The organism is Acidovorax sp. AC410, assembly GCF_979253235.1.
This window is the reverse complement of sequence record NZ_CEEDCG010000001.1, coordinates 1,766,130-1,791,060: the sequence shown is the minus strand read 5'-3', so window position 1 is coordinate 1,791,060 and position 24,931 is coordinate 1,766,130. Positions and strand designations below refer to the sequence as shown.

Here is a 24,931-nt window from a genome sequence, read left to right as displayed (position 1 = left end):
TAGGGGCTGGATCAGAAGAAGGGAACCCGCTCCAGGGAACGGGTTTGTAAAATCGGATTATCCATGAGCCACCCTTTCCCCCACCTTCCTCCCCCCACCCACCGGTGCAGGGCTGGCAACGCCCTCTTCCTCCACCGTCACCTGGCCCGATGCGGCACGCCACGGCGCCTTCGACGCTTGGCTGGCGCCCCTGGTGGGCGGCCACCAGTTGAAGCCCGAAACGCTGCGCCCGGCGTCGGCCGACGCGAGCTTTCGGCGCTACCTGCGCATCGACACCACGCTGGGCACCAGCTGCATCGTGATGGACGCCCCGCCTGACAAGGAGAACTGCCGCCCCTTCGTGCAGGTGCAGCGGCTGCTGGCCGATGCCGGCCTGAACGTGCCGCAGATCCTGGCCTGGGACGAGGTCGGCGGTTTCATGCTGCTGTCCGACCTGGGGCACCAGACCCTGATCGAGCGGCTCGACCCCGAAAAGCCCCGCGATGCCTATGCCTGGTACCAGCAGGCCACCGACGTGCTGCTGCAGTGGCAACTGGCCTCGAAGCCCGGCGTGCTGCCCGCCTACGACGAAGCGCTGCTGCGCCGCGAGCTGGCGCTGTTCCCCGACTGGTACCTGGCAAAGCACCGCGGCGTCACCCTGGACGCCGGGCAGCAGGCCACGCTCTCGGGCGCGTTCGACGCCATCGTGGCGCACAACCTCGCGGCCCCGCAGGTCTATGTGCACCGCGACTTCATGACGCGCAACCTCATGGTGCCGGTGCAGGAGGGGGCGCCGCTCGGCGTGCTCGATTTTCAGGACGCGGTCTACGGACCCATCACCTACGACATCGCCAGCCTGATGCGCGACGCCTTCATCAGCTGGGAAGAGGAATTTGTCATCGACATTACCGTGCGTTACTGGGAGAAGGCGCGCAAGGCCGGCCTGCTGGGCGCCAACAGCGCCAGCGGTTTTGGCGACGACTTCGGCGAGTTCTACCGCAGCGTGGAATGGATGGGCCTGCAGCGGCACTTCAAGGTGGCCGGCATCTTCGCCCGCCTGACCCTGCGCGACGGCAAGCCCAGGTACCTGGCCGATGCGCCACGCTTCCTGCACTACATCCGCGCCACGACCAACCGCTACCGCCAGCTGGGCCCGCTGCTCAAGATGCTCGACGAGATCGAAGGCACCGAGGCGCCCATGGGCTATGCCTTCGGTCGCGTCTGAGTTGCTACTAAAAAGATAGCGCACATGCCCCGCTTCCATTGCCCCGTGGATCTCGCGCCCGGCGCCGAGATCGAACTGCCCCCGGGCGCCGCCCGCCATGTGCAGGTGCTGCGCCTGCAGCCCGGCGACACCATCACCCTGTTCCACGGCAGCCAGGACGGCCCCGGCGGCGAATTCGACGCCACCGTGCTGCGCATGGGCCGCAGCGAGGTGCGCGTGCAGGTCGGCGCGCACCACGCCATCGAGCGCGAGGCGCCGCGCGCCGTGCACCTGCTCGCCGGCATCACCGCCAACGAGCGCATGGACTGGCTCGTGGAGAAGGCCGCCGAACTCGGCGTGGCCAGCATCACCCCGCTGGTGGCCGAGCGCAGCGTGCTCAAGCTCAAGGGCGAGCGCGCCGACAAGAAGCTGGCCCACTGGCAGGCCGTGGCCGTGGCCGCCTGCGAGCAGTGCGGGCGCAACCGCGTGCCCGTGGTGCATGGCGCCGTGGACCTGGCCGCCTGGGTGCGCGCGCAGGCCCAGCCGCCGGGCACCCCCGGTGCGGTGCAGCGCCTGCTGCTGTCGCTGCGGGCGGGCACCGCGCCGCTGCACTCGGCGGCGGCAGGCGATGGGCCCTTGGTGTTTCTCTCGGGTCCGGAAGGTGGCCTGAGCGCGGCCGAGGAGGACCTGGCGCTGCAGCACGGCTTTGCGCCTGTCACCCTGGGCGCACGCGTGCTGCGGGCCGAAACCGCACCCCTGGCGGCCCTGGCCGCACTCACGGTCGCTTGACCCAGGCACGGACGCGACACAAAAACCCCCCACGCAGGAAGGCCCGCCCGTAAAATCCCGGCCAGCGCCGCTGGCCCAGTGCGCCCAACCCGGGCGACGTGCCCCTGGCAGGAGAGGCAGGCCACCTTGCACAAACCCACCCACTGGCGGCGGCTGGTGGGCTCCATCCTTCCCACTGACCGTCGGCAGCGCACGATAGGCAGCATGGCCTTGCTCGCGCTGCTGCTCATGATCGGCAGCTCGGGTGTGATGCTGATGCTCGCGCATGCCGGCATGACCGCCCACGAGGAGGCGGTCCAGTGGTGGGCCGCCATTTCGGTGGGCGGCCTCATGGTGATGACGGTCATGGTCTTCAGCGGCTGGTCGGCTCGGCTGCCCGATCCCTCGCTCACCATGGCCCAGATGGCCTGGACCATCACCAGTGGCGCCGTGGCCTACGTGCTCGCGGGCGACGCGCGCGGGGTGGTGCCCGCCGTGCTGGCCATGATCCTGTTCTTCGGTACCTTCGGCCTGACGCTGGCGCAGGTCGTGGGCATCGGCGCCTATGCCCTGCTGACCTTTCTCGTGGCCGTGGCGGCCGCGGCGCGGTTCAATGCCGGCACCTACGGCGTGGTGGATACTGCCTATGCACTCATGGTGCTGCTCGTGCTGGGGGGCTCGATCGCGCTGAACCTGCGCATCCAGAGCATCCGCCAGAGGCTGCGCCTGCAGCGCGAGGCCCTGGCCCAGGCGCTGGCCGAGAACCGCGAGCTGGCCATGCGCGACGAACTCACGGGCCTGCTCAACCGCCGCGCCATGGTGGACCTCATGCTGCTGGAGCAGCGGCGCAGCCTGCGCAGCGGCCGCCCCCTGCTGCTGGCGCTGCTGGACATCGACCATTTCAAGCCCATCAACGACCTGCATGGCCACTCCACGGGCGACCGGGCCCTGCAGGCCTTCACCGCCGTCGTGCGCGCCAGCGTGCGCGATACCGACGTGCTGGCCCGCTGGGGCGGCGAGGAGTTTGTGCTCATGCTCTGCGATACCCGGCTGGACGATGGGCACGAGTTGCTGGAGCGCGTGCGCGCCGCGGTGGCGGGGCTGCAGGTGCTGCATGTGCCCGAGGCGGTGCATTTCACCGTGTCGGCCGGGCTGGCCCAGCACCTGCCCGACGAGACCATCGAGCACACGCTGGAGCGCGCCGACCAGGCGCTCTACACCGCCAAGGCCCTGGGCCGCAACCGGGTGGCGGTGGCGCCAGGCCCCCGGCAGGCGACAGCTTCGACAGGGCACGCGCGCTCGTGAGCCCCGGCGCTGGGCAGCCTTGGGGTCGCTGGGGATGCACGCACGGGTACCATCGCCGCATGAGTACCTACTACGAAACCTTGCAGAACGCCAGCGCCTACCCCGAATCCTTCGGCGTGGAGTCACCCGCCGTGCTGGGCGAGCGGCATCTGTGGCCGCGCAAGAACGGCTTTTTCATCCGCGCTGCTGCAGAGGCGGTCGACGAGGTTGCTCCGGTGGTCGCAGACGACGGACTGGCTGAAGCCCCCGCGAGCCGCGCCGCGCGGCGCCGCGAACTGGTGCCCGCGCAGTGGGGCCTGGTGCCGCATTGGGTCAAGTCGGCGTCCGACGGCAAGCTGCGTGCGCCCAAGCTGGCCCATGCCAAGTCCGACACGGCTTCCACCGGCACGGCCTTTCGCGACGCCTGGCTCAATGGCCAGCGCTGCATCGTGCCCATGGCCGCCTTCTACGAGGACGACTTTCGCCCCGGCAAGGCCGTTCCCACCCGCATCACGCGGGTGGATGGCAGGCCCATGGGCGTGGCGGGCCTGTGGGCGCGCTGGCAGGGGCCGGATGGCGAAGTGCTGCTGAGCTATGCGTTGCTCACGGTGAATGCCAACAACCATGCCCTCATGCACCGCTACCAGCAGCCGGGCAGCGAAAAGAGCATGCCCGCCATCCTCAACGAAGGCGCCTACGACGCCTGGCTCGGCGCGCGGCAGGAAAAGGCCAAGGAATTCATGCGCCAGTACCCGGCCCAGTGGCTCACAGCCAACCCGCTGGAAAAGAAGGCCGACAAGGTGCCCAAGGGCTGGCTGGAGTGATCGGCCCACGGGCCTGTGCTGCATGAACAAGAACCTCTGGCTGCTGGCCCTGTGCCAGGGCCTTTTCCTCACCAACAACGTCGTCTTCATCGCCATCAACGGCCTCGTCGGCCTGCAACTGGCGCCCTATGGCTGGATGGCCACGCTGCCGGTGATGGGCTACGTGGTGGGCGGCGCACTGTCCACCGCGCTGGTGGCGGCCACGCAGGCACGCTGGGGGCGCAAGGTGTCGTTCCAGATCGGCCTGGCCGTGGCCGTGCTGTCGGCGGCGCTGTGCGCCTGGGCCGCATTCAGCGCGCAGTTCTGGCTGCTGTGCGCGGCCACCGTGGTGGCCGGCTACTACAGCGCCAACGGCCAGCTCTACCGCTTTGCCGCCGCCGAACTGGCCGTGCCGGCCTACCGCGAGAAGGCCGTGTCCCTGGTGCTGGCGGGTGGCCTGCTGGGCGCCGTGGCCGGCCCCAACCTGGCCAGTGCCACGCGCACGCTGTTCGCCGTGCCGTTTGCCGGCGCCTACCTTGCGCTCATGGGCGTGGCACTGCTGGCCATGGCCGCCATGTCGGCCATCCGCTTCGAGCAGCTGCCCGTGGTGCTGAATGCAGCAGGCCAGCCCCAGACCGGCCGGCCGCTGGCCGAGCTGATGCGCCAGCCAGCCTTCGTGGTGGCCATCCTGGGCGCCGCGCTGGGCTATGGGGTGATGAACCTGCTGATGGCGGCCACGCCGCTGGCCATGCAGGTCTGCGGCTTCGCCTTCGACCAGGCGGCGCTGGTGCTGGAGTGGCATGTGATCGGCATGTTCGCGCCGGGCTTCTTCACCGGCCACCTGATCAAGCGCCTGGGCGTGCTGCCCGTGATGGGCACCGGCGTGCTGCTCAATTTCGCCTGTGTGGCCGTGGCGCTTTCGGGGGTGGAGCTGCACCACTTCGGCATTGCGCTGTTCATGCTGGGTGTGGGCTGGAACTTTCTGTTCACGGGCGCCACCACGCTGGCCATGACCGCCTACCGCCCGGAAGAGAAGGACCGTGCCCAGGCGGCGATCAACTTCTGTGTGTTCGCCACGCTGGCGGTGAGCGCGTTTTCGTCGGGCGTGCTGGTCACCACCCAGGGCTGGACGCTGCTCAACGCGGGGTCGCTGGTGCCCATCGTGGTCACGGGTGCGGGCCTGGCGTGGCTGGCGGTGCAGCGCCGCAGAACCTGAGCCTCAGGGTGCCGTGACGGGCACCTGCGCAGCCACGGCCTGCGTGAGCCAGCGCACGAAGGCGGCGATGGCGCGTTCCTGCCCCCGTTCGCGCGCAACGAACAGGCTGTAGCCGCGCAGACCGCTGTCGACGAAGGGATGGGCCAGCACCAGTTCGCCCGACTGCAGCTCGCGCTGCACGAAGTACTGCGGCACCAGGCCCACCCCCAGGTCCGCGCGCACGGCTTCCACGAGCATCGAGAACAGGTCGAACCGGTGCCCGCCCAGGCTGTGCGCTGGCATGTGGGCGATGCCCGCATGGACGAACCAGTCGTCCCAGGCCCCCAGGCGCGAACTGAGCTGCAGCAGCGGCACGGCGCTGAAGTCGCCACGCGCCATGGCGCGCCGGTGGCGCGAGCCGGGCGCGCAGACGGCGACACAGGTCTCGCGCAGCAGCGGTTGCTGCAGGGCACCGGGCCAGGCTGCATCGTCGTACTGCACGGCCACATCGAACGGAATCTCGGCCATGTAGGTCTGCGTGGGGTAGACCTGCAGGTGTACGCTGCAGGCCGGCTCCTCGGCCAGGAACGCGGGCAGGCGCGGCAGCAGCCAGCGCTCGGCGAACACCGGCACGCAGCCCACCTGCAGGCTGGTGCCGTCGGCGCGCTGGGCCATGGCCTCGCGCGTGTGGTTCTGCAGGCGCAGCAGGTCGCCCGTGATCTGCGCGTGGTAGCGCCGGCCCACCTCGGTCAGCTCGGTGCCGCGCGCGCTGCGCTGCACCAGCTGCAGGCCGAGCTGGCCTTCGAGCTGGCGCAACTGCTGGCTCACGGCGCTATGGGTCAGGAACAACTCCTGGGCGGCCTTGCCCACACCATGGTGGCGTGCCACGGCGTCGAAGATCAGCAGGGCGCGGGTGCTGGGGATGTGGCGGTGCATGTAAGAAAAACTGACGGGTGGCCAGATTAAAGCAGAGCGGAAATCCCCCTTGCGGTCCAACAATTGCTCCGTCACCAGGGTGGCACGGCTTTGGTGCCATGCACCCGCTCTGCATTCCGATTGTCAATTTTCCTTTCACCATGACCCCATTCTCTGCCCCCCGTTTCGCCTTCGCCACCAGCGCCGTGTCGCTGTCCGTCGCCGCCCTGTTCGCCGGCGCGGCCCATGCCCAGGCCGTCGCCCCCACGCAACTGCGCCCTGCCGTGCACCAGGCCTACACCCAGCTCATGGCGGCGCCGCAGATCCAGAAGCTGCTCGATGCCGTCAAGGCCGACCATGAGCGCTCGATCGGCGACCTGAAGATGCTCACCGAGATCGAGGCGCCGCCGTTCAAGGAGCAAAAGCGTGCCGAAGCCTTCCTGGCGCGCATGAAGGCGCTGGGCCTGTCCAGTGCCGCCATCGACGCCGAAGGCAACGTGGTCGGCGTGCGCAAGGGCACGGGCCAGGGGCCCAAGCTGGTGATTTCGGCCCACATGGACACCGTGTTCCCGGCCGGTACCGACGTGAAGGTCAAGGAGCGCGACGGCCGCCTGTACGCGCCCGGCATCTCCGACAACACGCGCGGCCTGGCCGTGCTGCTGTCCTGGCTCAAGGTGCTCAACGACCACCGCATCGCCACCGTGGGCGACCTGGTGTTCGTGGGCAACGTGGGCGAGGAGGAACTCGGTAACCTGCGCGGCATGAAGCACCTGTTCGCTGAGCACCTGGACATCGACGGCATGGTGGCCCTGGAACCTGCGCCCGATGGCACCGTGCTGATGCAGGGCACGGGCAGCCACCGCCACGAGGTCACCTTCAAGGGGCCGGGCGGCCACAGCTTTGCGGCCTTCGGCCAGGTGCCGAGCGCCATCCATGGCATGGGCCGGGCCATCGCCAAGATCTCCGAGATCCGCACGCCGACCACGCCCAAGACCACCTTCACCGTGGGCACGGTGGGCGGCGGCACCTCGGTGAACACCATCGCGCCCGACGCGCGCATGGCCGTGGACATCCGCTCCGACGCGATGGAGCCGCTGCTGGCCACCGAAAAGCAGGTGCTGGCCGCCGTGGACGAAGCCGTGGCCGAGGAAAACAAGCGCTGGGGTGTGGACACGCTGAGCGCATCCAGCAAGCTCATCGGCGACCGCCCGGGTGGTCGCACGGCGGTGGACACGGTCCTGGTCGAGGCCGCGGTGCGCTCCAACACCGCGTTCGGCCACAAGACGGTGCTCAGCGGCGCCAGCACCGACGCCAATGTGCCCATGTCCCTGGGCATCCCGGCCATCGTGATCGGCGGCGGCGGCAAGACCGGCGGCTTCCATGCCCTGTCGGAATGGATCGACCTGACCGACGCCTGGAAGGGTGCGCAGAACTCGCTGGTCACCGTGCTCGGCCTGGTCGGCGTGCAGGGCATCAGCCAGCCCTTGCTCGAAAAGCGCCCCGCGCGCAGCAAATGAGGCCGCAGGGGTACCGGTCTCCTATCGACCGGTCACCCGCGGTAGAACAATTCACCATTGTTGACGCCAGGGCCTGTCCTGGCCTGCGTACCATCGCCGGGTGGCGGGCCGCTTCGGCCCTGCCCTGACCTTTTTCAGGAGATCACCATGGGTTTGCTCGATTCAGTGCTGGGCGCTGTCATTCAGAACGCGTCGCAGGGCCATGGCGGTGCTTCGGCCGCGCAAGGCGGGGGTGGCCTGGGTGGACTGGTGGCGCTGGCCGCGCAGAACCCGCAGCTCATCCAGGCGGTGCTGTCCCTGGTGAGCAATGACGGTCCGGTGGGCGGCCTGCCGGGCCTGATGGCCAAATTCCAGCAGGCCGGGCTGGGCGACATGATCGCCTCGTGGCTGGGCAGCGGGGCCAACCAGGCCATTTCGGGCGACCAGCTCTCGCGCGTGCTCGGTTCCGGCCCGCTGTCGCAGGTGGCATCGCAATTGGGCGTGGGCCAGTCGGACGCGGCGAACCAGCTGGCGCAGGTGCTGCCCGGCCTGCTCGACCAGCTCACGCCCCAGGGCCATGCGCCGCAGGGCGGCCTGGGCCAGAGCAGTGACCTGTTCGGCATGCTGGGCGGCTTGCTCAGCAAGTAGGGGCCCTGCGGGATCCGCCAGGGCCTGGCGGATCGGAATCAGGCGACGGATGCGATCCGGTCGCGTGCCGGTGGGCGTTCGGCGCGTGCCGGGCAGCGCATGTCCAGCCACTGGCGCAAGGCCTCGAACACGGGCGCTGCCAGGTCGGAGCGCTCGTTGAACAGCTCGTGGTACAGCGGCTCGAAGCAGCGCGACTGCACCTGGGCGCTGGGCGCTGCGGCCGCGAACGCGCGGCTGCCGGCGGGGTTCACCAGTTTGTCGCTGCCGGCCCACATCAGCAGGGTCGGTACCTTCCATTGCCCGGCTACCGCCACGGTGGCCGGGCCGCCGTCGGCAATGAAGCGTGCCAGGCGCGCGCTGATGCGGTCATGGCACAGCGGGTCTGCCAGGTAGGCGGTGGGCACGGCGCTGTCGTGCGAGAGGTACTGCGCATCCAGGCCGTTGCCCACGCGCAGGTTGGGGGCCAGGCGCGGCAGGGTGGCCAGGAGCAGCTTCTGCACCGCCCCCAGGCCGGGGTCCAGCGCAGGCGAGGAGAGCACCAGCGCATCCACAGGCCGCAATCCGAGCGCAACGAAGCGCGAGGCCACCAGCCCGCCCATGCTGTGGCCCAGCAGGACCAGCGGCAGCCCCTGGGGGGCGCGCGCGCGCACGGCGTCCACCATGTCGGCCAGGTCGTCGAGCAGCCGGCTGTCGGAGGTGAGGCCGCCGCGCGGCCCGCTCGATTCGCCATGGCCGTACTGGTCGTAGCCGCGCACGGCAAAGCCCCAGACGCCGAGTTGCCGCGCCAGCGCGTCGTAGCGGCCCACATGCTCCCCCAGGCCATGCACCAGCAGCACGGTACCGCGCTGGGCCTGGCCCGGCGCCAGCGGCCAGTCCTGGACGGCCAGGTTTTCACCGTCGCTGGCGGTGAAGGTGGTCAAGGTGGAGGCAACGGGTTCGGTCATCGGACAAGGCGGCAGAAGTGGGCGGCGTAGCGCTGGGGCGGACAGGAAGGGTTCACGGCGGCGGCCATCTGCCGCATGCAGGCATCGTGACGGGGCCGTGCAGCGCCGTCAATGGATTTCATGCAGGGCCAGGCCCTGGCAGGTCCGGACCATGGCGAGTACCCAACGGTCCAGGGTCTGTTAACTTAACAGGCCTAGTTCAGCGAGATCCAGAGGTCGTCCCAGTCGGTGGGCTGGAAACTGCCCTCGCGCCGCAGCACCTGCTGGTGCTGGCGGTTGAGCACGTAGTGCGTGGGCCTGCGCGTGATGGCGCCGAAGCTGTCCTGGTGGCCCGGGGCGTTGCGCCAGGCGATGGGAAAACGCTGCTCTGCCGGCACAGACACCTTGAGCAGGTCGATGTACTGCATGAAATCCGCGCTCTTGTCGTCCAGGTTCACGCCCAGCAGCACGAAGTCGCGCTGGCGGTTGTTGGTGTAGAACTCGCGCATCAGGCGCAGCTCGTTCACGCACAGGGCGCAGCCCGCGGTGAAAAAGCTCACCAGGCAGACCTTGCCCTTGAAGTCGGACAGCATGACCGGGTTGCCATCGCTGCCGGTGCCGGACAACTGGTGCTGCGTACCCTTTGCCGGCACGGGAGCGGGTGCGGGCTGGGCCCAGGCACCGACCTGGGTGGATGCCAGGGCCGATGCGGCGAAGGTCTGCAAAAAAGCGCGTTTGTCCATCTTCGGGGCCCGCAACAGGAAATGGCAGACCGGCGCCGTGAACGGCATGGCGCCGGACGAAAGGTCAGACCGCTGGGGCCGGTGCCGCCTGCTCGGCCGCCATGGCCGCGATCACGTGCGCCACCGAGGCCGTGAGGCGCTTGGCGTAGGGCACATGCAGGAACTCGTTGGGGCCGTGGGCATTGCTCTTGGGGCCGAGCACGCCGCAGACCATCATCTGCGCCTTGGGGAAGCCCTCGCTGAGCATGTTCATGAGCGGGATGGTACCGCCCTGGCCGATGTAGCCACAGGGCGCGCCGAAGTGCGCCTGCGATGCCTCGTTGAGCGCCTGCTCGAACCAGGGCGTGGTGGCCGGGGCGTTCCAGCCCGTGGCGCCGCCGCCGTGGTCGAAGGTGACCTTGGCCTGGTAGGGCGCGTTGTCCTCCAGCAGCGCCTTGAGCTCCTGCACGGCCTGGGCCGCGTCCACCAGCGGGGGCAGGCGCAGGCTGAGCTTGAAGGCGGTGTAGGGGCGCAGCACGTTGCCCGCATCCTGCAGCGCCGGGAAGCCCTCGGCACCGGTCACGCTGAGCGTGGGCGTCCAGGTGCGGTTGAGCAGGGCCTGCAGCGGGTCGGTGGTGGTGGGCAGCGCGAAGGCCGTGGATCCGCCGCAGTCGTAGTGCGCCCAGGGGAAGCGCTTGTACACCTCCTCGCCCAGGATGGCGGCGGTGGCGCGGGCCTGGGCCAGGCGGTCGGCCGGCACCTCGCAGTGGAAGCTGGCGGGCAGCAGGCGGCCGGTGGCGCTGTCTTCCAGGCGGTCGAGCACCTGGCGCATGATGCGGAACGACGAGGGCACCAGGCCCGAGGCGTCGCCCGAGTGGATGCCTTCGGTGAGGACTTCGACCTTGAGCGTGCCGCTGGCCATGCCGCGCAGGCTGGTGGTCAGCCACAGCTGGTCGTAGTTGCCGGCGCCCGAGTCCATGCAGACCACCAGCGCCACGTCGCCCATGCGGCTCTTCAAGGCGTTGATGTAGGGCAGCAGGTCGCCCGAGCCGCTTTCCTCGCAGGTCTCGATCAGGCCCACGATGCGCGGATGCGGCACGTTCTGGCGCTTGAGCTCCTGCACTGCGGCAACGCTGGCGTACACCGCGTAGCCGTCGTCGGCACCGCCGCGGCCATAGAGCTTGCCGTCCTCGTACTTGGGCGTCCAGGGGCCCAGGTCGTTGCGCCAGCCCGAGAACTCGGGTTGCTTGTCCAGGTGGCCGTACATCAGCACGGTCTGCGTCGAGGTGGGCGCGGTGGCGTCGATCTCGAAGAACAGCACGGGGGTGCGGCCTGCCAGGCGCACGATCTCCAGGCGCAGGCCGGGCACCTTCTGGGCTTCGACCCAGGTGGCGGCGTTGCGCACCACGGTGTCGAGCAGGCCCAGCTCGGCCCAGTCGGGGGCGAAACCGGGCGACTTGGCGGGGATGGCAATGTAGTCGGTGAGCTGGCGCAGGATGTCGGTGTCCCACGCCTGGCTCACCCGCTCGAGCGCCTGTGCGGGTTGCAGGGCGTGGGAGGGGACGCGGGCGTTCATGGTGGTGTTCCTCTGGCGGGATGAAACCAGCATTCCAACACAACGCGCGCGGTCGCGCCACCGCCTGCAAACTGCCCTTGTCCCGCAATGGGATGGGGCTCAATACCCGGAGGCTGGCAGGGTCTCGGGGTTGCTGTCCAGCGACGAGGGTGACGAGGGTGGGTGCAGCGCCAGTGCCGCCTCCACCCGGTTGCGCCCCAGCTCCTTGGCGCGGTACAGGGCCCGGTCGGCGGCGGAGATCAGCATGTCCCAGCTGTCGCCCGGCTCCAGCCGTCCGCCAAAGACGCCGATGCTCACCGTCACGGTGATCTCCTTGCCTTCGTGCCGGTAGCGCGCGCCGGACACGGATTCGCACAGCTGGCGCGCCAGCTGGTGGGCGCCGATCAGGTCGGTGTCGGGCAGCACCACGAGGAATTCCTCGCCCCCGTAGCGGCTCACCAGGTCCTGGGAGCGTATGCGGTCGCGCAGCACGTTCACCACGTGGCACAGCACTTGGTCGCCCACGGGGTGGCCGTACTGGTCGTTGACGCGCTTGAAGTGGTCGATGTCCACCATCATCACGGCGATGGATTCGCGCGTGCGCACCGCGCGCGCCACGTCGCGGTCCAGCGCTGCGATGGCTGCGCGGCGGTTGGCCACGCCGGTCAGGGGGTCGAGCGCCGCCAGGCGGCGGTTGTTCTCGTCGGCCCGGTCCCGGGCCATGAAGATGAAGCCCATGGTGGCCACCATCAGCTCGATGAAGGTGGTGCTGAAGGTCAGCGTCTGCACGCCGCTGGACTGCATGATGCCGGTGGCCGGCTGGTCGCTGCCACCGATCACGAGCACGCGCACCAGGAACACCAGCGCCTGCAGGGCCAGCACCGCCATGACCAGCCAGGCGCCCCGGCCGGGTGTGGACCCACGGCGCGAGAACAGGATCCACAGGGCCCACAGGTTCAGCGCCCCCAGCAGCAGCCCGGCCACCACCACGCGCGCGGCGTAGTCGTCGATGAACCAGGCCATGCCCGCAGCCATGAGCACCGGCGCGACCGCCATGGCGGGCCAGGGCAGCGGCCGGCCCTGGAACTGCAGCAGGGCCGCGCCCATGCAGGTGAACATGCAGCACAGCAGCACATTGCCCAGCACGATGGACAGCAGGCCATGGATGTGGCCGCGCGAGGCGAACAGGGCATAGGCCATGGCATTGAGCAGCAGGCCCAGGGCCCACAGCTCCACCCCTTCGCGGCGCTTGCCCCAGGTCACGACCGCCATGGCCAAGGCCGCGGCCAGCGATGACAGGATGATCATCACCAGCATGGTGGGCACATCGGCAGTGAAGGGAACCATGGCGCGTAGTCGGGACGGGCGGCAAAGGCCGCAGGGAGTCCAGGATAAACGATGGCGCCGGGCACTCCCGTCAGAAAAAGTGCCAGCTCAGAGCGCAGGCACCTCCGCTGCCGACAGGCCCAGCGCCGGCGTGCCCGAGAGCTTGAACACCTGCACGGCGCTGGCCAGGCGGGTGGCCTGCTCGCGCAGGCTGTGGGCGGCGGCGGCCGATTCCTCGACCAGGGCGGCGTTCTGTTGCGTCATCTGGTCGAGCTGGTTCACAGCGGTGTTGACCTGGCCGATGCCGTCCGACTGCTCGCCCGAGGCCGCCGTGATCTCGCCGATGATGTGGCCCACGCGCTGTACCGAGCCGACGATCTCGTCCATGGTGGTGCCGGCGTTGTGTACCAGGCGTGCGCCGGATTCGACGCGCTCCACCGAGGCGTTGATCAGCTGCTTGATCTCCTTGGCCGCATCCGCGCTGCGCCCGGCCAGGCTGCGCACCTCGCTGGCCACCACGGCAAAGCCCCGGCCCTGCTCGCCGGCCCGGGCGGCTTCCACCGCCGCGTTGAGCGCCAGGATGTTGGTCTGGAAGGCAATCGAGTCGATCACACCGATGATGTCGGCGATCTTGCGCGAACTCTGGTTGATTTCGCCCATGGTGGTCACCACCTCGCCCACCACCTGCCCGCCGCGCGCGGCCACCTCGGCGGCGCTGCTGGCCAGCTGGTTGGCCTGGCGTGCCGCGTCTGCCGACTGGCGCACGGTGGCGGTGAGCTGGTCCATGCTCTGGGCCGTCTGCGCCAGGCTGCTGGCCGTGGCCTCGGTGCGCGCCGACAGGTCCTGGTTGCCGCTGGCGATCTCGGCGCTGGCGGTGCCGATGCTGTCCACGGCGGTGCGCACCTGCTGCAGCATCTGCGTGTAGCGCTGGCGCATGCCCTCGACCTCCTGCACCAGCGCACCGATCTCGTCGCGCCGCGTGGTGCGGAAGGCCTGCGTCAGGTCGCCCTGGGCCACCAGGGTGATGGCCTGGGTCAGGTCGCGCAGCGGGCGGCTCACGCCGCGGCGCAGCATCAAAAACAGGCCCACGGCCAGCAACGCCACGGCCACCGCCATCAGCGCCCACACGGCCAGGGTCACGCGGCGCTGGCCGGCCATGGCCTCGCCGTAGGGCACCTCGGCCACCACCCACCAGCCGCCAGCGGTCTTGCGCACCAGGGCGAAGGGGTCTTCGGCGCCCTGCCCCAGCAGCGGCGCGGCCTCGCGCACGAAGCCGTCCTGCGAGGCGGCCAGCGCCGCCAGAAACGGGCCGGCCTGGGGATAGGCTTCCAGCACGCGCTTGCCGCCGGCGCTCGGGTGGTAGACGAAATTCGCCTTGTCGAGCCCGGCGCCAGGGTTCACCACGTAGGTGCCGCCATGCTCGAAGAAGCGCGTCTGCGCAACCTGCTTTTGCAGCATGGTGTGGAACACGCTGATGTCGTTGCCGATGAACAGCACCGCCGTGGTCTTGCCCGCGCCGTCCTTGGTGGGCAGGTAGTGGCCCATGTAGGGTTTGCCATTGACCACCGTGACGCCGGTGTAGGGCTCGCCCTTGCTCACCGCGGCAAAGGCCGGGTCGGTGCGCGCCAGCGGCGTGCCCTGCTGGCGCTCGCCCTTGTCGTTCTTGACCGAGGTGGTGATGCGCATGAAATCCTCACCCTTGCGCGCGAACACGGTGGCGATGCCGCCGGTTTCGTTGGCGAACTTGTCCACCGAGCCATAGTCCTCGTTGACCAGCGCGCCGTAGCTGCGCAGTTCGCCCGTGGCCTCGTCCAGGTGCATGGCCGCGTCGAAGTAGCGCTGAAAGCCCTTCATCGTGAGCTGCACCAGTTCGCGGTTGGTGTTGTCGGCCGCGTCCAGCGACTGGGCCACGCTCTGCACGGTGTCGCCCACGCTGGAGATCAGCTGCGAACGGGTGTTGCGCTCGGTCAGCACGGCGATGGCCAGGCCGACGAGCACCATGACCAGCGCCACCAGGGCAATGGCCATGAGCGTGACCTGGCGCGCGACGGAACGGTTGTTGGCAAGGGGGGCTGACACGGGGCTTGTCTCCTGGAAGTGAATGCGCACTGCTGCCGGCTGTGCCGGTCTGCGTTCACTCTAAGCCCGAGTGGCTGTTACATTTATTCACGCATTCCCTTACGCAGAGCTGCGTACCGCGCTGGTGGCCGGGACGTCAGTGACCCGACTGCGTGCGCTCCAGCCACCCCAGGCCCTCGGAGGTGCCGGCGGCCGGGCGGTACTCGCAGCCCACCCAGCCGGCGTAGCCCAGGCTGTCGATCAGGTCGAACAGATAGGGGTAGTGCAGCTCCCCCCGGTCGGGCTCCTGGCGCTCGGGCACACCCGCTACCTGCAGGTGCGACACGCGGCCCGTGGGCAGGTAGCGGCGCAGCTTGCTGGCCACATCGCCCTCCACGATCTGGCAGTGGTACAGGTCCATCTGCACCTTGAGGTTGTCCATCTGCGCGGCGTCGAGCAGCTCGTGGGCGTGGTCCTGGCGGTTCAGGAAGTAGCGCGGCATGTCGCGCAGGTTGATCGGCTCGATCAGGATCTCGCGCCTGCTCTTCGCAGCCTCGGCCGCGGCCCAGCGCAGGTTGTCCACGCACAGGCCCTTGAGCGACTCGCGCTCCACCCCGGCCGGTACCATGCCTGAAAGCACGTGGATGCGCGTGCAATCGAGGGCGTCTGCATATTCCAGCGCTTCCTGCACGCCGCGGCGGAACTCCGCTTCACGGCCGGGCAGCGCGGCCGTGCCACGCGCCTGCTGCTCCCAGGCCGTGGCCATGCTGGCGCGGTCGGTGCCGCTGGGCGGTGCGTTGAACAACACCATGGCCAGGCCGTTGTCGGCCAGCCGCGCCGCCAGCTCGGCCGGGGCGAAGGCATAGGGGAACTGGCATTCCACCGCGGCAAAGCCGTCGCGCGCGGCGGCGGCAAAGCGTTCCAGGAAGGGCAGCTCGGTGTACATCAGGCTCAGGTTGGCGGCGAACTGGGGCATGGTGGTAGGCAATAAGGTGGAAGGCCAGGACCTGCGTAGGCTACTATTTTGCGGATGGAGCCCTCCCCTCCACTGCCCACCCCCTTCAGGAACCGCCCCCATGCGCATCGGAGAACTTGCCCAACGCACCGGCACCACGCCCAAGGCCATCCGCCTGTACGAGGCCCGCGGACTGCTGGGCACGGTGGCGCGCGACGGCAGCTACCGCCACTATGGCGAGGGGGACGTGGCGCGCGTGCAGCTGATCCGCCAGGCCCAGGGCCTGGGGTTCAGCCTGGCGCAGCTCGATGGGCTGCCTGATCTGCACAGCAGCGCTGGTTGGGCGCGCATGGCCGGTCTGCTGGCACAGCGGCGCGTGGCGCTGGCGCAGGAGCAAGCGCGTCTGGCGGTGCTCGACGGACAACTGGCCGCACTGGAGGCCGAACTGTACGCCTGCGATGCCATGGCGGCCCCCGCCACGCCGCAGGCCTGCGCTGCACCGGATGCGCCCATGGGCCCATTGCGCCAGTTGGTCCCCGTGGGCCACGCCACTGCCTGACGCCGTTTCTTGTCCCGGAAAGCCTGATCCCGCTGCTTGACTCTGCCCCGTGGGGCAAGGTGAGCATGGGGAACTCAATACTTTTCGGGAGTTCTCGTGGCGCAACGCATCCTGGTCATCCTTGGCCACCCTGCCCCCAACAGCCTGTGCGCAGGCATGGCGACCGCCTATGCCGAGGGCGCGCAGGCCGCCGGCGCCGAGGTGCGGCGCCTGGACCTGTCTACCCTGCACTTCGATCCCCTGCTGCATGCCGGCCACTATGGCGAACAGCCGCTGGAACCCGACTTGCTGGCCGCGCAGGCCGACATTCGCTGGGCCGAGCACCTGGTCTGGGTCTACCCCATCTGGTGGGGCGCCATGCCAGCGCTGTTGAAGGGCTTCATCGACCGGGTGCTGCTGCCTGGCTATGCCTTCAAGTACCGCCCGGGCTCCTCGCTGTGGGACCGGCTGCTGGCCGGCCGCTCGGCCGAGCTGCTGGTGACTATGGATTCGCCGCCCTGGTACTTCCGCTGGGTCACGCGCATGCCGGGCCACCAGCAGATGAAGAAGGCCATCCTGGAGTTCTGCGGCATCCGGCCCGTGAAAGTGCGCAGTTTCGGGCCGGTGCGCACGGCCGATGCGAAGCGCCTGGGCGCATGGGTGGCGCAGGCGCGTGCGCTGGGCGCGCGGCACGGCGGTCGTGCCCCGGCGGCTGCGACGGCCTCCTGACTACTTCTTGCCGAATGCCTGCACGGCGGCGCGGCCCACGGCCGAGTCGTCGGTGAAGAAGCCGTCCACCCCTGCGCGCAGGTAGGCCGTGATCTCGGCGATGCTGTCGCCGCGCGCCGTGGCATCGCTGGCCGGGGCCTTGCGCAGGCTGGCGGGCAAAAAGCTGTTCTCGGGCCGCAGCGTCCAGATGTGTACCGACAGGCCGGCCGCGCGGGCGTTGGCCACGAGCGCGGTGGGCTCGCCGAGGACCCCGTCCTTCACCGGGACCACCAGGGTCTTGAAGGGGCCGACGGCGTTGGCGTAGGTCGCTACCTGCTTGAGCCCTTCGGCCGTGACCAGGTCGGCATAGCTGCGCGTGTTGGCTGCGCCCTGGGCCACGAAGTCGTAGGGCCGACCCGAGGGCGCGACCAGCTGCACCAGGCGCACCGTGCTCAGCTTGCGGATGGCCTGCAGGTTGGCCACCTCGAAGGACTGCACGAACACCGGCGCGCCCTGGTGGTTCCAGCCGTTCTTCTCGAGCACGGCGAGCAGCGGTGCCTCCAGCGGCATGCCGATGGACTGGAAGTAGGTCGGGTGCTTGGTCTCGGGGTAGATGCCGATGGTGCGGCCGAGCTTGGCGCTCTGGGCCCGGGCCAGGTCGATCACCTCCTGCAGCGTCGGGATCTCGAACTGGCCGTTGTAGGCCACATTGGCCGGGCGCTGCGCCGGGATGCGCTCGCGCGCGCGCAGGGTCTTGAGCTCGGCCAGGGTGAAGTCTTCGGTGAACCAGCCGGTGATGGCCTGGCCGTCGATGCTGCGCGTGGCCTTGCGCGCGGCGAACTCGGGGCGGTCCACCACGTCGGTGGTGGCCTCTTTCACCGAGCCGTCGGGGTTGAGGATGGCGATGGCGTTCTCGTGCCGGGCCACCAGCACCCCGTCCTTGGTGATCACCAGGTCCGGCTCGATGATGTCGGCACCGTCGTCGATGGCCTTCTGGTAGGCCGCCAGCGTGTGCTCGGGGCGCAGCGCCGAGGCGCCGCGGTGCGCGATCACCGTGGGGGTGGGCGGCCAGGCCTGCTGGGCGGTGGCGCCCAGGGCAAGGGTGCAAAGGATGGCGGCGGCAAGAGCGGATTTCAGGGGCAGAAGGCGCATGGTGTTCTCCGGGACGGTTATCTCCAGCCTTCCACCATAAACCGGTTGCGTGACGCGCGCATGGCGCACGCCTGCGAACGCTCAGGCGTGCTCGAAGTGGAACACCGCCGTGCCGGCCATCACGTTGGGCAGAAAGCGCACTTCCCTGCCGTCCTGCAGGCCGAAGGACTCGAGCACGCGCAGCTCGTTCTTGTGCGCCAGCACCTCGAAATCCTTGTAGGTGCCCACGCGGATGTTGGGCGTGTCGTACCACTGGTAGGGCAGGCGCCGGGTCACCGGCATGCGCCCGCGCAGGATGGACAGGCGGTTGGGCCAGTGCGCGAAGTTGGGGAAGGCGACGATGCCGGTGCGGCCCACGCGGGCCGTCTCGCGCAGCATCACCTCGGCGTTGCGCAGGTGCTGCAGTGTGTCGATCTGCAGCACCACGTCGAAGCTGTTGTCGCCGAACATGGCCAGGCCCTCGTCGAGGTTGAGCTGGATCACGTCCACCCCGCGGCGCACGCAGGCCAGCACGTTGGCGTCAGCGATCTCGATGCCGTAGCCGCTGCAGCCGCGCTCGCGCTGCAGGTAGGACAGCATGGCGCCATCGCCGCACCCCAGGTCGAGCACGCGCGAGCCCTGGGGGACCAGACGCGCCAGCGCCTCCATCGTGGCTTTTTCGGTCATGCGTGGTGCTCCTGGGCGATGCTGTCGAAATAAGAGCGCATGGTGTCCATGTAGCGCGGGTCGTCGAGCAGGAAGGCGTCGTGCCCGTGCGGCGCATCGATCTCGGCGTAGCTCACGCGGCGGCGGTTGTCGAGCAGGGCCTTGACGATCTCGCGGCTGCGCTGGGGCGAAAAGCGCCAGTCGGTGGTGAAGCTGATGAGCAAAAACTTCGCCGTGGCCCGGGCCAGCGCCTGGGTCAGGCTGCCGCCGTGCTGCAGAGCCGGGTCGAAGTAGTCGAGCGCGCGCGTGATCAAGAGGTAGGTGTTGGCGTCGAAGTACTCGCTGAACTTGTCGCCCTGGTAGCGCAGGTAGCTCTCGATCTGGAACTCGATGTCCTGGGTACTGTATTTGGGCGTGAGGCCCTCGCGCAGCTGGCGCCCGAACTTCTCGTTCATCACGTCGTCGCTGAGGTAGGTGATGTGGCCGATCATGCGCGCGATGCGCAGGCCGCGCTGGGGGATCACGCCATGGCGGTAGAAGTGGCCGCCGTGGAAGTCCGGGTCGGTGACGATGGCGCGGCGCGCCACCTCGTTGAAGGCGATGTTCTCTGCCGTGAGGTTGGGGGCGCTGGCCACGACCACGGCATGGCGCATGCGCTCGGGGTACTGCAGCGTCCAACCCAGGGCCTGCATGCCGCCCAGGCTGCCGCCCAGCACGGCGGCCAACTGGGTGATGCCCAGCCGGTCGAGCAGGCGGGCCTGGGCGTTCACCCAGTCTTCCACCGTCACCACCGGGAAGTCGGCACCATAGACCTCGCCCGTGTCGGGGTGGGTGTGCATGGGGCCGGTGGAGCCGAAGCACGAACCCAGGTTGTTCACGCCGATCACGAAGAAGCGGTTGGTGTCCACCGGCTTGCCCGGGCCGATCATGTTGTCCCACCAGCCCTCGCTGCGCGGCTGGCCTTCGTAGACGCCGGCCACATGGTGCGAGGCATTGAGGGCATGGCAGACCAGCACGGCGTTGGAGCGCTCGGCATTGAGCGTGCCGTAGGTCTCGTAGGCCAGCACGTAGTCGCGGATGGAGGCACCACTCTGCAGTGGCAGCGCTTCCTCGAAATGCATGGACTGGGGTGTGGCAATGAACGACATAAAAAAACCCGGCATCGCTAAAAACGAGGCCGGGGTTTGGGTGTCGGTCGGGTCTTTAGCAGAATTTATAAAGCGCCCGCAAGCTATGGCAAATCGGCGCAGGCACGACTATACCAAAGCCGGGCGCTGGCCGCACCCCGGTGACCAACGGGCCTGCGCGCCGCACGCAGGCCGTGGGCACTGGCATGCCTCATGCCAGTTCCACCGTGGAACTGGCTTTGCCAGGCCACGGGTGGCGTCCCCCTATGGGCGAAGGCGCGAAGCGACTCAAGGAGGAGTCAGTTCACCGGCGCGAACAGCGCGATGCCGCCGAGCACCAGGAAGATCCCGGCAGACACCAGATGCACCGCGCGAATGGGCACGCGCCGCGTGATGCGCTCGCCCAGCCACACCACGGGCGCGTTGGCCAGCATCATCCCGAGCGTGGTGCCTGCCACCACCCACAGGTAGGCGTTGTACTGGGCTGCGAGCATGACCGTGGCAATCTGGGTCTTGTCACCCATCTCGGCCAGGAAGAAGGCGATCAGCGTGGTGCCGAAGACGCCCCAGCGCGGGGCTCCCCCGGTCTCTTCTTCGTCGAGCTTGTCGGGGATCAGCATCCAGATGGCCATGGCGATGAACGAGGCGCCCAGGATCCAGCGCAACAGCTGCGGGCCCAGCACCGTCGTGACCCAGGCGCCCACGGCGCCGGCCAGGCCGTGGTTGGCCAGCGTGGCGACCAGGATGCCGAGGACGATGGGCCAGGGTTTGCGGAAACGGGCGGCGAGTACCAGCGCCAGCAGTTGGGTCTTGTCGCCCATCTCGGCAAGGGCGACGAGGGCGGTCGAAACGAAGAAGGCTTCCATGGGGGTGGGGTCAATCCGGCCGGATTGTTATGAGACGCACATTGACTGCACCCCGACTCCGGCCATTGGATCGGCATGCAGTCAATGGTCTCGCCCAGCTAAAAAGCCGCATGCGCCATAGGTTTCAAGGAACCCAAGTGTGTTGACGCATGCCCCCGGCGCATGCGCGACGGACGGGCTACTCCCCAAAGACGCCGCAATTGTATGCGAATGTTGGGAAATCTAGGGAGAAACCCGATGCTGCGCTCGGTTGATCACAGGCAGTTCGGGTTTGCCCTTGCTGAAATAAAAACCCACAAGCCACACAAAGTGATTGATAATAACTTCGCCTTTCTGCCCAGCAGCAAGGCAGATGGTTAGCGGTGAATGGTCAGTTTCGCGTCTTTGAAGTCGTCACAGGTTTGTTGATTGCGTCGGGCTCCATCGCGTTTTCATGTTTTTTCAGGAGTCCTTTCATGGGCAACAAACTTTACGTGGGCAACCTGCCCTACAGCTTCCGCGACGAAGACCTGCAGCAAACCTTCAGCCAGTACGGCTCGGTTGGCAGCGCCAAGGTCATGATGGAGCGTGACACCGGCCGTTCCAAGGGTTTCGGCTTTGTCGAAATGGGCAGCGATGCCGAAGCACAAGCCGCCATCCAAGGCGTGCATGGCCAGAATTTTGGCGGCCGTGACCTCGTGGTCAACGAAGCCCGTCCCATGGAGCCCCGCGCTCCCCGTAGCGGTGGCTTCGGTGGCGGCGGCGGTGGTGGCGGCGGCTACGGTGGTGGTGGCGGCGGCGGTTACGGCGGCGGTGGCGGCCGTAGCGGCGGCGGCGGTGGTGGTTACGGCGGTGGCCGTAGCAGCTACTAAGCAGCGCATACCCGTCCCGGCAGGCCTGGCCTGCTGACGACAAAAACAAGGAGCCTTCGGGCTCCTTTTTTCATGCCCATGCGGCGCGCGTATGCACCCATTTCTTGCGTCGCCGTGGCATTTGTCACCATGCCACCACACCGTAACCCGCCAGACCATGAGGCTTGCTTTTTTGGGAAATTTGTGGCGCATAATGGCTTGGCGGGCCTTGCCCGTCTCAAGTTTGCGGTGATCCGTCAGTTTCGCGCTGAGAGCGTCATTGAGATTAGCTGGCTGCGGTATCGGGACTCCATCGCTTTATCCATGTGTTTTTGAGGAGTCCCTCGATGGGCAACAAACTGTACGTTGGCAATTTGCCGTACTCGGTGCGCGACAGCGATCTGGAGCAGGCCTTTGGCCAATTTGGCGCAGTGACCAGTGCCAAGGTGATGATGGAGCGCGACACCGGCCGCTCCAAGGGTTTCGGCTTCGTCGAGATGGGCAGCGATCCGGAAGCGCAGGCCGCCATCAATGGCATGAACGGCCAGCCTCTGGGTGGCCGCAGCATCGTCGTGAATGAAGCACGCCCCATGGAACCCCGCCCACCGCGCAGCGGCGGCTTTGGCGGCGGCGGTGGTGGCGGTTATGGCGGCGGTGGTGGTGGTGGCCGCAGCGGCGGCGGTGGCGGCTATGGTGGTGGCGGCGGCCGTGAAGGCGGTGGCGGCGGCTACGGTGGTGGTGGCGGCCGTGACGGCGGTGGTGGCGGTTACGGCGGCGGAGGCCGTGGTGACGGCGGCGGCGGTGGCTACGGTGGTGGCGGCCGCAGCGAAGGCGGTTTTCGCAGCCCCTACGGCTCCGGTTCGCGCAACGGCGGTGGTGGCGGTGGCCGCAGTGGTGGTGGCGGCGGTTACGGCGGTGGCGGCAACGGCGGCTACTAAGCCCCACGCTCCCCAGCAACAAAGCCCCTTCGGGGGCTTTTTTCACGTCTGAAGCATGCGAAGGGCCTGCCTTTCATGCTCCATGGCGCAAATCGCTACCAGCAGAAAATCAAAACGCGCTGGGCCTGAAGGCAGTGCCCCGCGCAAGGGCCGCCCCGCCGCGCTGGGGGACGGCGCAAAGCGACTCAGGGGGCTACTCGTCCATTCTGCGCTTGCGCGGCCGCCCCGCCAGCGCCTTGTCGAACACCGCATTGGGCAGCAGGCGCATGAGCTTGGCGACCACCCCCATCTGCCAGGGGATCACACGGTAGGTGGCGCCTGCGCTGATGGCCCGGAATGCCCGCTCTGCAAAATCCTCGGCCTTCATGAGGAAGGGCATGCCGTAGCGGTTGTGCTGGGTCAGCGGGGTGTCGATGTAGCCGGGCGAGATGGTCACCACGCGCACGCCATGCGGCCGCATCTCGCCGCGCAGGCTCTCGCAGTAGCTGATGACGGCCGCCTTGCTGCCGCAGTAGGCCCCGTGCCCGGGCAGCCCGCGGATGCCGGCCACGCTGCCGATGCCCACGAACGTGCCGCTTTGGCGCTGCACCATGGCCTCGACGAAGGGGTGGAAGGTGGCGGCCATGCCGATGTTGTTGGTGGCGAAGGTGCGGGCCATCACGTCGATGTCGCCGCGCACCGCCGTGTCCATGCCCACGCTGATGCCGGCGTTGGCGATCACCACGTCGGGCGTGCCCTGGCGTACCAGGCAGTCGCGCCCGGCGGCAACGATGCTGTCCACCACCGAGACGTCGGCGCCGTAGATCTCGTAGTCCGCGGGGTCGAAGCCTTGTGCGATCGCCCAGGCCTTGACCTCCTCGGTGCGGCGCGCCACCAGCGCCAGGCGGTAGCCCGCCTGGTGAAAGCGCAGGGCCAGGGCCTGGCCGATGCCGCTGGAGGCGCCGGTGATGAAGGCCAGTGAGGGTCGCTGCTGCAGGGTCATGGGGGCCTTGGTGGTGGAGTGGAATGCGCCGGCCGGCGCTGGGTGCTTCTTCTTTTACCTAGCGGCGCCGGGCACGAGCACGCCCTTGACCCGGCCGCGCAGTTGCAGCACCTGGTCGAGGTGGTCGTAGTCCATGCCGTCGGCCGTGAAGCGGTCGTTGCCCCGGGTCAGGACCACCGGCTTGTCCGAACGCACGCGCTCGGTCTGGGTGTAGGCATGCAGGAATTCGCTGCGGAACTCCATGCGCGGCTGGGCGGCCACGCCGGGGCGGGCGGGCAGTGGCTCGCGCGTGACGATGGCATTGCCGAACAGCTGCACTTCGCTGCCGTCGGCATTGCTCAGGGCCCGGTTGGCCGTGGCCAGGGTCAGGCGCCCGTCCAGTGCCACCGAGCGCATGCGCGCGTGGTCGATCTCCAGCGTGTCCGTGTCCGGAAAATGGCGCGCCAGGTCGCCCTGCACCTCGCTTTGCAGCCGGCCTTTGACATCGAAGCTCTTGACCGAAAACGCCTTCATCGCATAGTCGGGCTGGTTGCTGCGGGCCTTTTCGGTGGCGGGGGCCAGCGGCATGGGCGCATTGCGCACCAGCCACCAGGTGCCCAGGGCCAGCAGGCCCATGATCAGCACCGGCAGGTACAGGGTGATGCGCTCCCAGCTCTGGCGCAGCATCTGGCGCCGGCTCATGGGCGGTCTCCGGCGCGCAGGTCGGTGGCGGCAGCGGGCAAGAAGAAAAGCGGGGCGGTGGTCGTCATGCGGTGTAGTCTGCCAGCAGGCGCGCATAGTGGCCGGTGGCCACCAGCAGCAGGTCGCACAGTTCGCGGGCAGCGCCGTCGCCGCCCCGGGCGGCGGTCACGTAGTGCGCGTTCTGGCGCACCTCGATCTGCGCATTCGCTGGTGCGCAGGCGAAGGCGCTGCGGCGCATCACCGGCAGGTCGGGCCAGTCGTCGCCCATGGCGGCGGCCTGCGTCCAGGACAGGCCCAGGCCGGCCAGGATGCCCTCGGCCGCGGGGCGCTTGTCCTCGGTGCCGAAGACCGCATGCTCCACGCCCAGGGCTTTCAGGCGCACGCGCAGCGGGGCCGAGTCGCGCCCGGTGATCACGGCCGGGGTGATGCCGGCCTTCTGCAGCAGCTTGAGGCCGTGGCCGTCCAGGGTGTTGAAGCGCTTGATGGTTTCACCGGCGTCGGTGAACAGCAGGCTGCCGTCGGTGAGCACGCCGTCCACGTCGAAGAACGCCACGCGCACGCCCTGGGCGCGCAGCAGCAGCTCGGGTGCGAAGTTCAGGGCCGGCTGTTGCACGGAAAGGGGGCTGGCCATGG

The 24,931-nt window shown here is 68.8% G+C and carries 25 protein-coding genes and 1 riboswitch; of the genes, 11 read left to right on the top strand and 14 right to left on the bottom strand.

Going from position 1 to position 24,931, the window contains the following annotated elements; genetic code table 11:
* The first annotated feature begins 112 nt into the window (after positions 1-112).
* From AC0IZS_RS08270 to AC0IZS_RS08250, 5 genes are all read left to right on the top strand, one after another.
* Complete coding sequence (locus AC0IZS_RS08270; RefSeq protein WP_471639487.1) at positions 113-1,204, top strand: aminoglycoside phosphotransferase family protein; 1,092 nt, start codon at positions 113-115, stop codon at positions 1,202-1,204.
* 24 nt (positions 1,205-1,228) lie between these two features.
* Positions 1,229-1,972, top strand: a complete 744-nt coding sequence (locus AC0IZS_RS08265) for a 16S rRNA (uracil(1498)-N(3))-methyltransferase (RefSeq protein WP_471635190.1) — start codon at positions 1,229-1,231, stop codon at positions 1,970-1,972.
* A 126-nt stretch (positions 1,973-2,098) separates the two neighbouring features.
* Positions 2,099-3,256, top strand: a complete 1,158-nt coding sequence (locus AC0IZS_RS08260; RefSeq protein ID WP_471635189.1) for a GGDEF domain-containing protein — start codon at positions 2,099-2,101, stop codon at positions 3,254-3,256.
* Positions 3,257-3,315: 59 nt separating this feature from the next.
* Complete coding sequence (locus AC0IZS_RS08255) at positions 3,316-4,059, top strand: SOS response-associated peptidase (RefSeq protein ID WP_471635188.1); 744 nt, start codon at positions 3,316-3,318, stop codon at positions 4,057-4,059.
* A gap of 22 nt (positions 4,060-4,081) precedes the next feature.
* Positions 4,082-5,254, top strand: coding sequence for an MFS transporter (locus tag AC0IZS_RS08250; RefSeq protein WP_471635187.1), 1,173 nt, complete (start codon positions 4,082-4,084; stop codon positions 5,252-5,254).
* A gap of 3 nt (positions 5,255-5,257) precedes the next feature.
* Here AC0IZS_RS08250 and AC0IZS_RS08245 read toward each other — a convergent pair whose 3' ends face one another.
* The gene (locus tag AC0IZS_RS08245) at positions 5,258-6,169 is read right to left on the bottom strand and encodes a LysR substrate-binding domain-containing protein (RefSeq protein ID WP_471635186.1); all 912 of its coding nucleotides are present in this window, start codon (positions 6,167-6,169) and stop codon (positions 5,258-5,260) included.
* A 140-nt stretch (positions 6,170-6,309) separates the two neighbouring features.
* Between AC0IZS_RS08245 and AC0IZS_RS08240 the strand changes: the two genes are divergently transcribed.
* Together AC0IZS_RS08240 and AC0IZS_RS08235 are read left to right on the top strand one after the other, a co-directional pair.
* Entirely contained in the window at positions 6,310-7,665 is a 1,356-nt protein-coding gene (locus tag AC0IZS_RS08240) for a M20/M25/M40 family metallo-hydrolase (RefSeq protein ID WP_471635185.1), read from the top strand.
* Between the two features lie 147 nt (positions 7,666-7,812).
* Positions 7,813-8,292, top strand: coding sequence for a YidB family protein (locus AC0IZS_RS08235; protein WP_471635184.1), 480 nt, complete (start codon positions 7,813-7,815; stop codon positions 8,290-8,292).
* Positions 8,293-8,330: 38 nt separating this feature from the next.
* On the opposite strand, the gene AC0IZS_RS08230 is transcribed toward AC0IZS_RS08235, so the two are convergent.
* From AC0IZS_RS08230 to otnI, 6 genes are all read right to left on the bottom strand, one after another.
* On the bottom strand, positions 8,331-9,236 hold the full coding sequence (locus AC0IZS_RS08230) for an alpha/beta hydrolase (protein ID WP_471635183.1): 906 nt from the start codon (positions 9,234-9,236) through the stop codon (positions 8,331-8,333).
* Positions 9,237-9,430: 194 nt separating this feature from the next.
* Complete coding sequence (locus AC0IZS_RS08225; RefSeq protein ID WP_471635182.1) at positions 9,431-9,958, bottom strand: TlpA family protein disulfide reductase; 528 nt, start codon at positions 9,956-9,958, stop codon at positions 9,431-9,433.
* Positions 9,959-10,022: 64 nt separating this feature from the next.
* On the bottom strand, positions 10,023-11,513 hold the full coding sequence (locus AC0IZS_RS08220; protein WP_471635181.1) for a M20 family metallopeptidase: 1,491 nt from the start codon (positions 11,511-11,513) through the stop codon (positions 10,023-10,025).
* Positions 11,514-11,612: 99 nt separating this feature from the next.
* On the bottom strand, positions 11,613-12,839 hold the full coding sequence (locus AC0IZS_RS08215; RefSeq protein WP_471635180.1) for a GGDEF domain-containing protein: 1,227 nt from the start codon (positions 12,837-12,839) through the stop codon (positions 11,613-11,615).
* An 87-nt stretch (positions 12,840-12,926) separates the two neighbouring features.
* The gene (locus AC0IZS_RS08210; RefSeq protein ID WP_471635179.1) at positions 12,927-14,897 is read right to left on the bottom strand and encodes a methyl-accepting chemotaxis protein; all 1,971 of its coding nucleotides are present in this window, start codon (positions 14,895-14,897) and stop codon (positions 12,927-12,929) included.
* Positions 14,898-15,033: 136 nt separating this feature from the next.
* The gene (gene otnI / locus AC0IZS_RS08205; protein ID WP_471635178.1) at positions 15,034-15,852 is read right to left on the bottom strand and encodes a 2-oxo-tetronate isomerase; all 819 of its coding nucleotides are present in this window, start codon (positions 15,850-15,852) and stop codon (positions 15,034-15,036) included.
* A gap of 100 nt (positions 15,853-15,952) precedes the next feature.
* On the opposite strand from otnI, the gene AC0IZS_RS08200 reads away from it, so the two are divergent.
* Both AC0IZS_RS08200 and AC0IZS_RS08195 read left to right on the top strand, forming a co-directional pair.
* Positions 15,953-16,390: a MerR family transcriptional regulator gene (locus tag AC0IZS_RS08200; RefSeq protein WP_471635177.1), complete on the top strand. Its 438-nt coding sequence runs from the start codon at positions 15,953-15,955 to the stop codon at positions 16,388-16,390.
* Between the two features lie 96 nt (positions 16,391-16,486).
* Positions 16,487-17,098 (top strand): NAD(P)H-dependent oxidoreductase, encoded by a 612-nt coding sequence (locus AC0IZS_RS08195; RefSeq protein WP_471635176.1) that lies wholly within the window; start codon positions 16,487-16,489, stop codon positions 17,096-17,098.
* Here the strand turns inward: AC0IZS_RS08195 and AC0IZS_RS08190 are convergent, their stop codons facing one another.
* From AC0IZS_RS08190 to AC0IZS_RS08175, 4 genes are all read right to left on the bottom strand, one after another.
* On the bottom strand, positions 17,099-18,229 hold the full coding sequence (locus AC0IZS_RS08190; RefSeq protein WP_471635175.1) for a glycerophosphodiester phosphodiesterase: 1,131 nt from the start codon (positions 18,227-18,229) through the stop codon (positions 17,099-17,101).
* Positions 18,230-18,310: 81 nt separating this feature from the next.
* Positions 18,311-18,895 (bottom strand): methionine biosynthesis protein MetW, encoded by a 585-nt coding sequence (gene metW / locus AC0IZS_RS08185; protein ID WP_471635174.1) that lies wholly within the window; start codon positions 18,893-18,895, stop codon positions 18,311-18,313.
* A complete protein-coding gene (gene metX / locus AC0IZS_RS08180; RefSeq protein ID WP_471635173.1) occupies positions 18,892-20,022 on the bottom strand; it encodes a homoserine O-succinyltransferase MetX in 1,131 nt (376 codons plus the stop codon). The genes metW and metX overlap by 4 nt, the downstream gene beginning before the upstream one ends.
* A gap of 278 nt (positions 20,023-20,300) precedes the next feature.
* A complete protein-coding gene (locus AC0IZS_RS08175) occupies positions 20,301-20,867 on the bottom strand; it encodes a TMEM165/GDT1 family protein (protein ID WP_471635172.1) in 567 nt (188 codons plus the stop codon).
* Between the two features lie 17 nt (positions 20,868-20,884).
* Positions 20,885-21,071: riboswitch (yybP-ykoY riboswitch) on the bottom strand.
* Between the two features lie 251 nt (positions 21,072-21,322).
* On the opposite strand from AC0IZS_RS08175, the gene AC0IZS_RS08170 reads away from it, so the two are divergent.
* Positions 21,323-21,718, top strand: a complete 396-nt coding sequence (locus AC0IZS_RS08170; RefSeq protein WP_471635171.1) for an RNA recognition motif domain-containing protein — start codon at positions 21,323-21,325, stop codon at positions 21,716-21,718.
* Between the two features lie 326 nt (positions 21,719-22,044).
* Positions 22,045-22,635: an RNA recognition motif domain-containing protein gene (locus AC0IZS_RS08165; protein ID WP_471635170.1), complete on the top strand. Its 591-nt coding sequence runs from the start codon at positions 22,045-22,047 to the stop codon at positions 22,633-22,635.
* 193 nt (positions 22,636-22,828) lie between these two features.
* Here the strand turns inward: AC0IZS_RS08165 and AC0IZS_RS08160 are convergent, their stop codons facing one another.
* From AC0IZS_RS08160 to AC0IZS_RS08150, 3 genes are all read right to left on the bottom strand, one after another.
* The gene (locus AC0IZS_RS08160) at positions 22,829-23,617 is read right to left on the bottom strand and encodes an SDR family oxidoreductase (RefSeq protein WP_471635169.1); all 789 of its coding nucleotides are present in this window, start codon (positions 23,615-23,617) and stop codon (positions 22,829-22,831) included.
* A 54-nt stretch (positions 23,618-23,671) separates the two neighbouring features.
* On the bottom strand, positions 23,672-24,298 hold the full coding sequence (gene lptC, locus AC0IZS_RS08155; RefSeq protein ID WP_471635168.1) for an LPS export ABC transporter periplasmic protein LptC: 627 nt from the start codon (positions 24,296-24,298) through the stop codon (positions 23,672-23,674).
* A 64-nt stretch (positions 24,299-24,362) separates the two neighbouring features.
* Positions 24,363-24,929 (bottom strand): KdsC family phosphatase, encoded by a 567-nt coding sequence (locus AC0IZS_RS08150; protein WP_471635167.1) that lies wholly within the window; start codon positions 24,927-24,929, stop codon positions 24,363-24,365.
* Positions 24,930-24,931 lie beyond the last annotated feature (2 nt).

Excerpts from the sequence above, each read along its gene's own strand:
- AC0IZS_RS08160 (WP_471635169.1), bottom strand. The coding sequence starts at position 23,617 with ATGACCCTGCAGCAGCGACCCTCACTGGCCTTCATCACCGGCGCCTCC.
- AC0IZS_RS08245 (WP_471635186.1), bottom strand. The coding sequence starts at position 6,169 with ATGCACCGCCACATCCCCAGCACCCGCGCCCTGCTGATCTTCGACGCC.
- AC0IZS_RS08175 (WP_471635172.1), bottom strand. The coding sequence starts at position 20,867 with ATGGAAGCCTTCTTCGTTTCGACCGCCCTCGTCGCCCTTGCCGAGATG.
- AC0IZS_RS08165 (WP_471635170.1), top strand. The coding sequence starts at position 22,045 with ATGGGCAACAAACTGTACGTTGGCAATTTGCCGTACTCGGTGCGCGAC.
- AC0IZS_RS08255 (WP_471635188.1), top strand. The coding sequence starts at position 3,316 with ATGAGTACCTACTACGAAACCTTGCAGAACGCCAGCGCCTACCCCGAA.
- lptC (WP_471635168.1), bottom strand. The coding sequence starts at position 24,298 with ATGAGCCGGCGCCAGATGCTGCGCCAGAGCTGGGAGCGCATCACCCTG.
- AC0IZS_RS08220 (WP_471635181.1), bottom strand. The coding sequence starts at position 11,513 with ATGAACGCCCGCGTCCCCTCCCACGCCCTGCAACCCGCACAGGCGCTC.
- otnI (WP_471635178.1), bottom strand. The coding sequence starts at position 15,852 with ATGCCCCAGTTCGCCGCCAACCTGAGCCTGATGTACACCGAGCTGCCC.
- AC0IZS_RS08170 (WP_471635171.1), top strand. The coding sequence starts at position 21,323 with ATGGGCAACAAACTTTACGTGGGCAACCTGCCCTACAGCTTCCGCGAC.
- AC0IZS_RS08250 (WP_471635187.1), top strand. The coding sequence starts at position 4,082 with ATGAACAAGAACCTCTGGCTGCTGGCCCTGTGCCAGGGCCTTTTCCTC.
- AC0IZS_RS08215 (WP_471635180.1), bottom strand. The coding sequence starts at position 12,839 with ATGGTTCCCTTCACTGCCGATGTGCCCACCATGCTGGTGATGATCATC.
- AC0IZS_RS08225 (WP_471635182.1), bottom strand. The coding sequence starts at position 9,958 with ATGGACAAACGCGCTTTTTTGCAGACCTTCGCCGCATCGGCCCTGGCA.
- AC0IZS_RS08230 (WP_471635183.1), bottom strand. The coding sequence starts at position 9,236 with ATGACCGAACCCGTTGCCTCCACCTTGACCACCTTCACCGCCAGCGAC.
- AC0IZS_RS08235 (WP_471635184.1), top strand. The coding sequence starts at position 7,813 with ATGGGTTTGCTCGATTCAGTGCTGGGCGCTGTCATTCAGAACGCGTCG.
- metW (WP_471635174.1), bottom strand. The coding sequence starts at position 18,895 with ATGACCGAAAAAGCCACGATGGAGGCGCTGGCGCGTCTGGTCCCCCAG.
- metX (WP_471635173.1), bottom strand. The coding sequence starts at position 20,022 with ATGTCGTTCATTGCCACACCCCAGTCCATGCATTTCGAGGAAGCGCTG.
- AC0IZS_RS08190 (WP_471635175.1), bottom strand. The coding sequence starts at position 18,229 with ATGCGCCTTCTGCCCCTGAAATCCGCTCTTGCCGCCGCCATCCTTTGC.
- AC0IZS_RS08265 (WP_471635190.1), top strand. The coding sequence starts at position 1,229 with ATGCCCCGCTTCCATTGCCCCGTGGATCTCGCGCCCGGCGCCGAGATC.
- AC0IZS_RS08150 (WP_471635167.1), bottom strand. The coding sequence starts at position 24,929 with ATGGCCAGCCCCCTTTCCGTGCAACAGCCGGCCCTGAACTTCGCACCC.
- AC0IZS_RS08200 (WP_471635177.1), top strand. The coding sequence starts at position 15,953 with ATGCGCATCGGAGAACTTGCCCAACGCACCGGCACCACGCCCAAGGCC.
- AC0IZS_RS08240 (WP_471635185.1), top strand. The coding sequence starts at position 6,310 with ATGACCCCATTCTCTGCCCCCCGTTTCGCCTTCGCCACCAGCGCCGTG.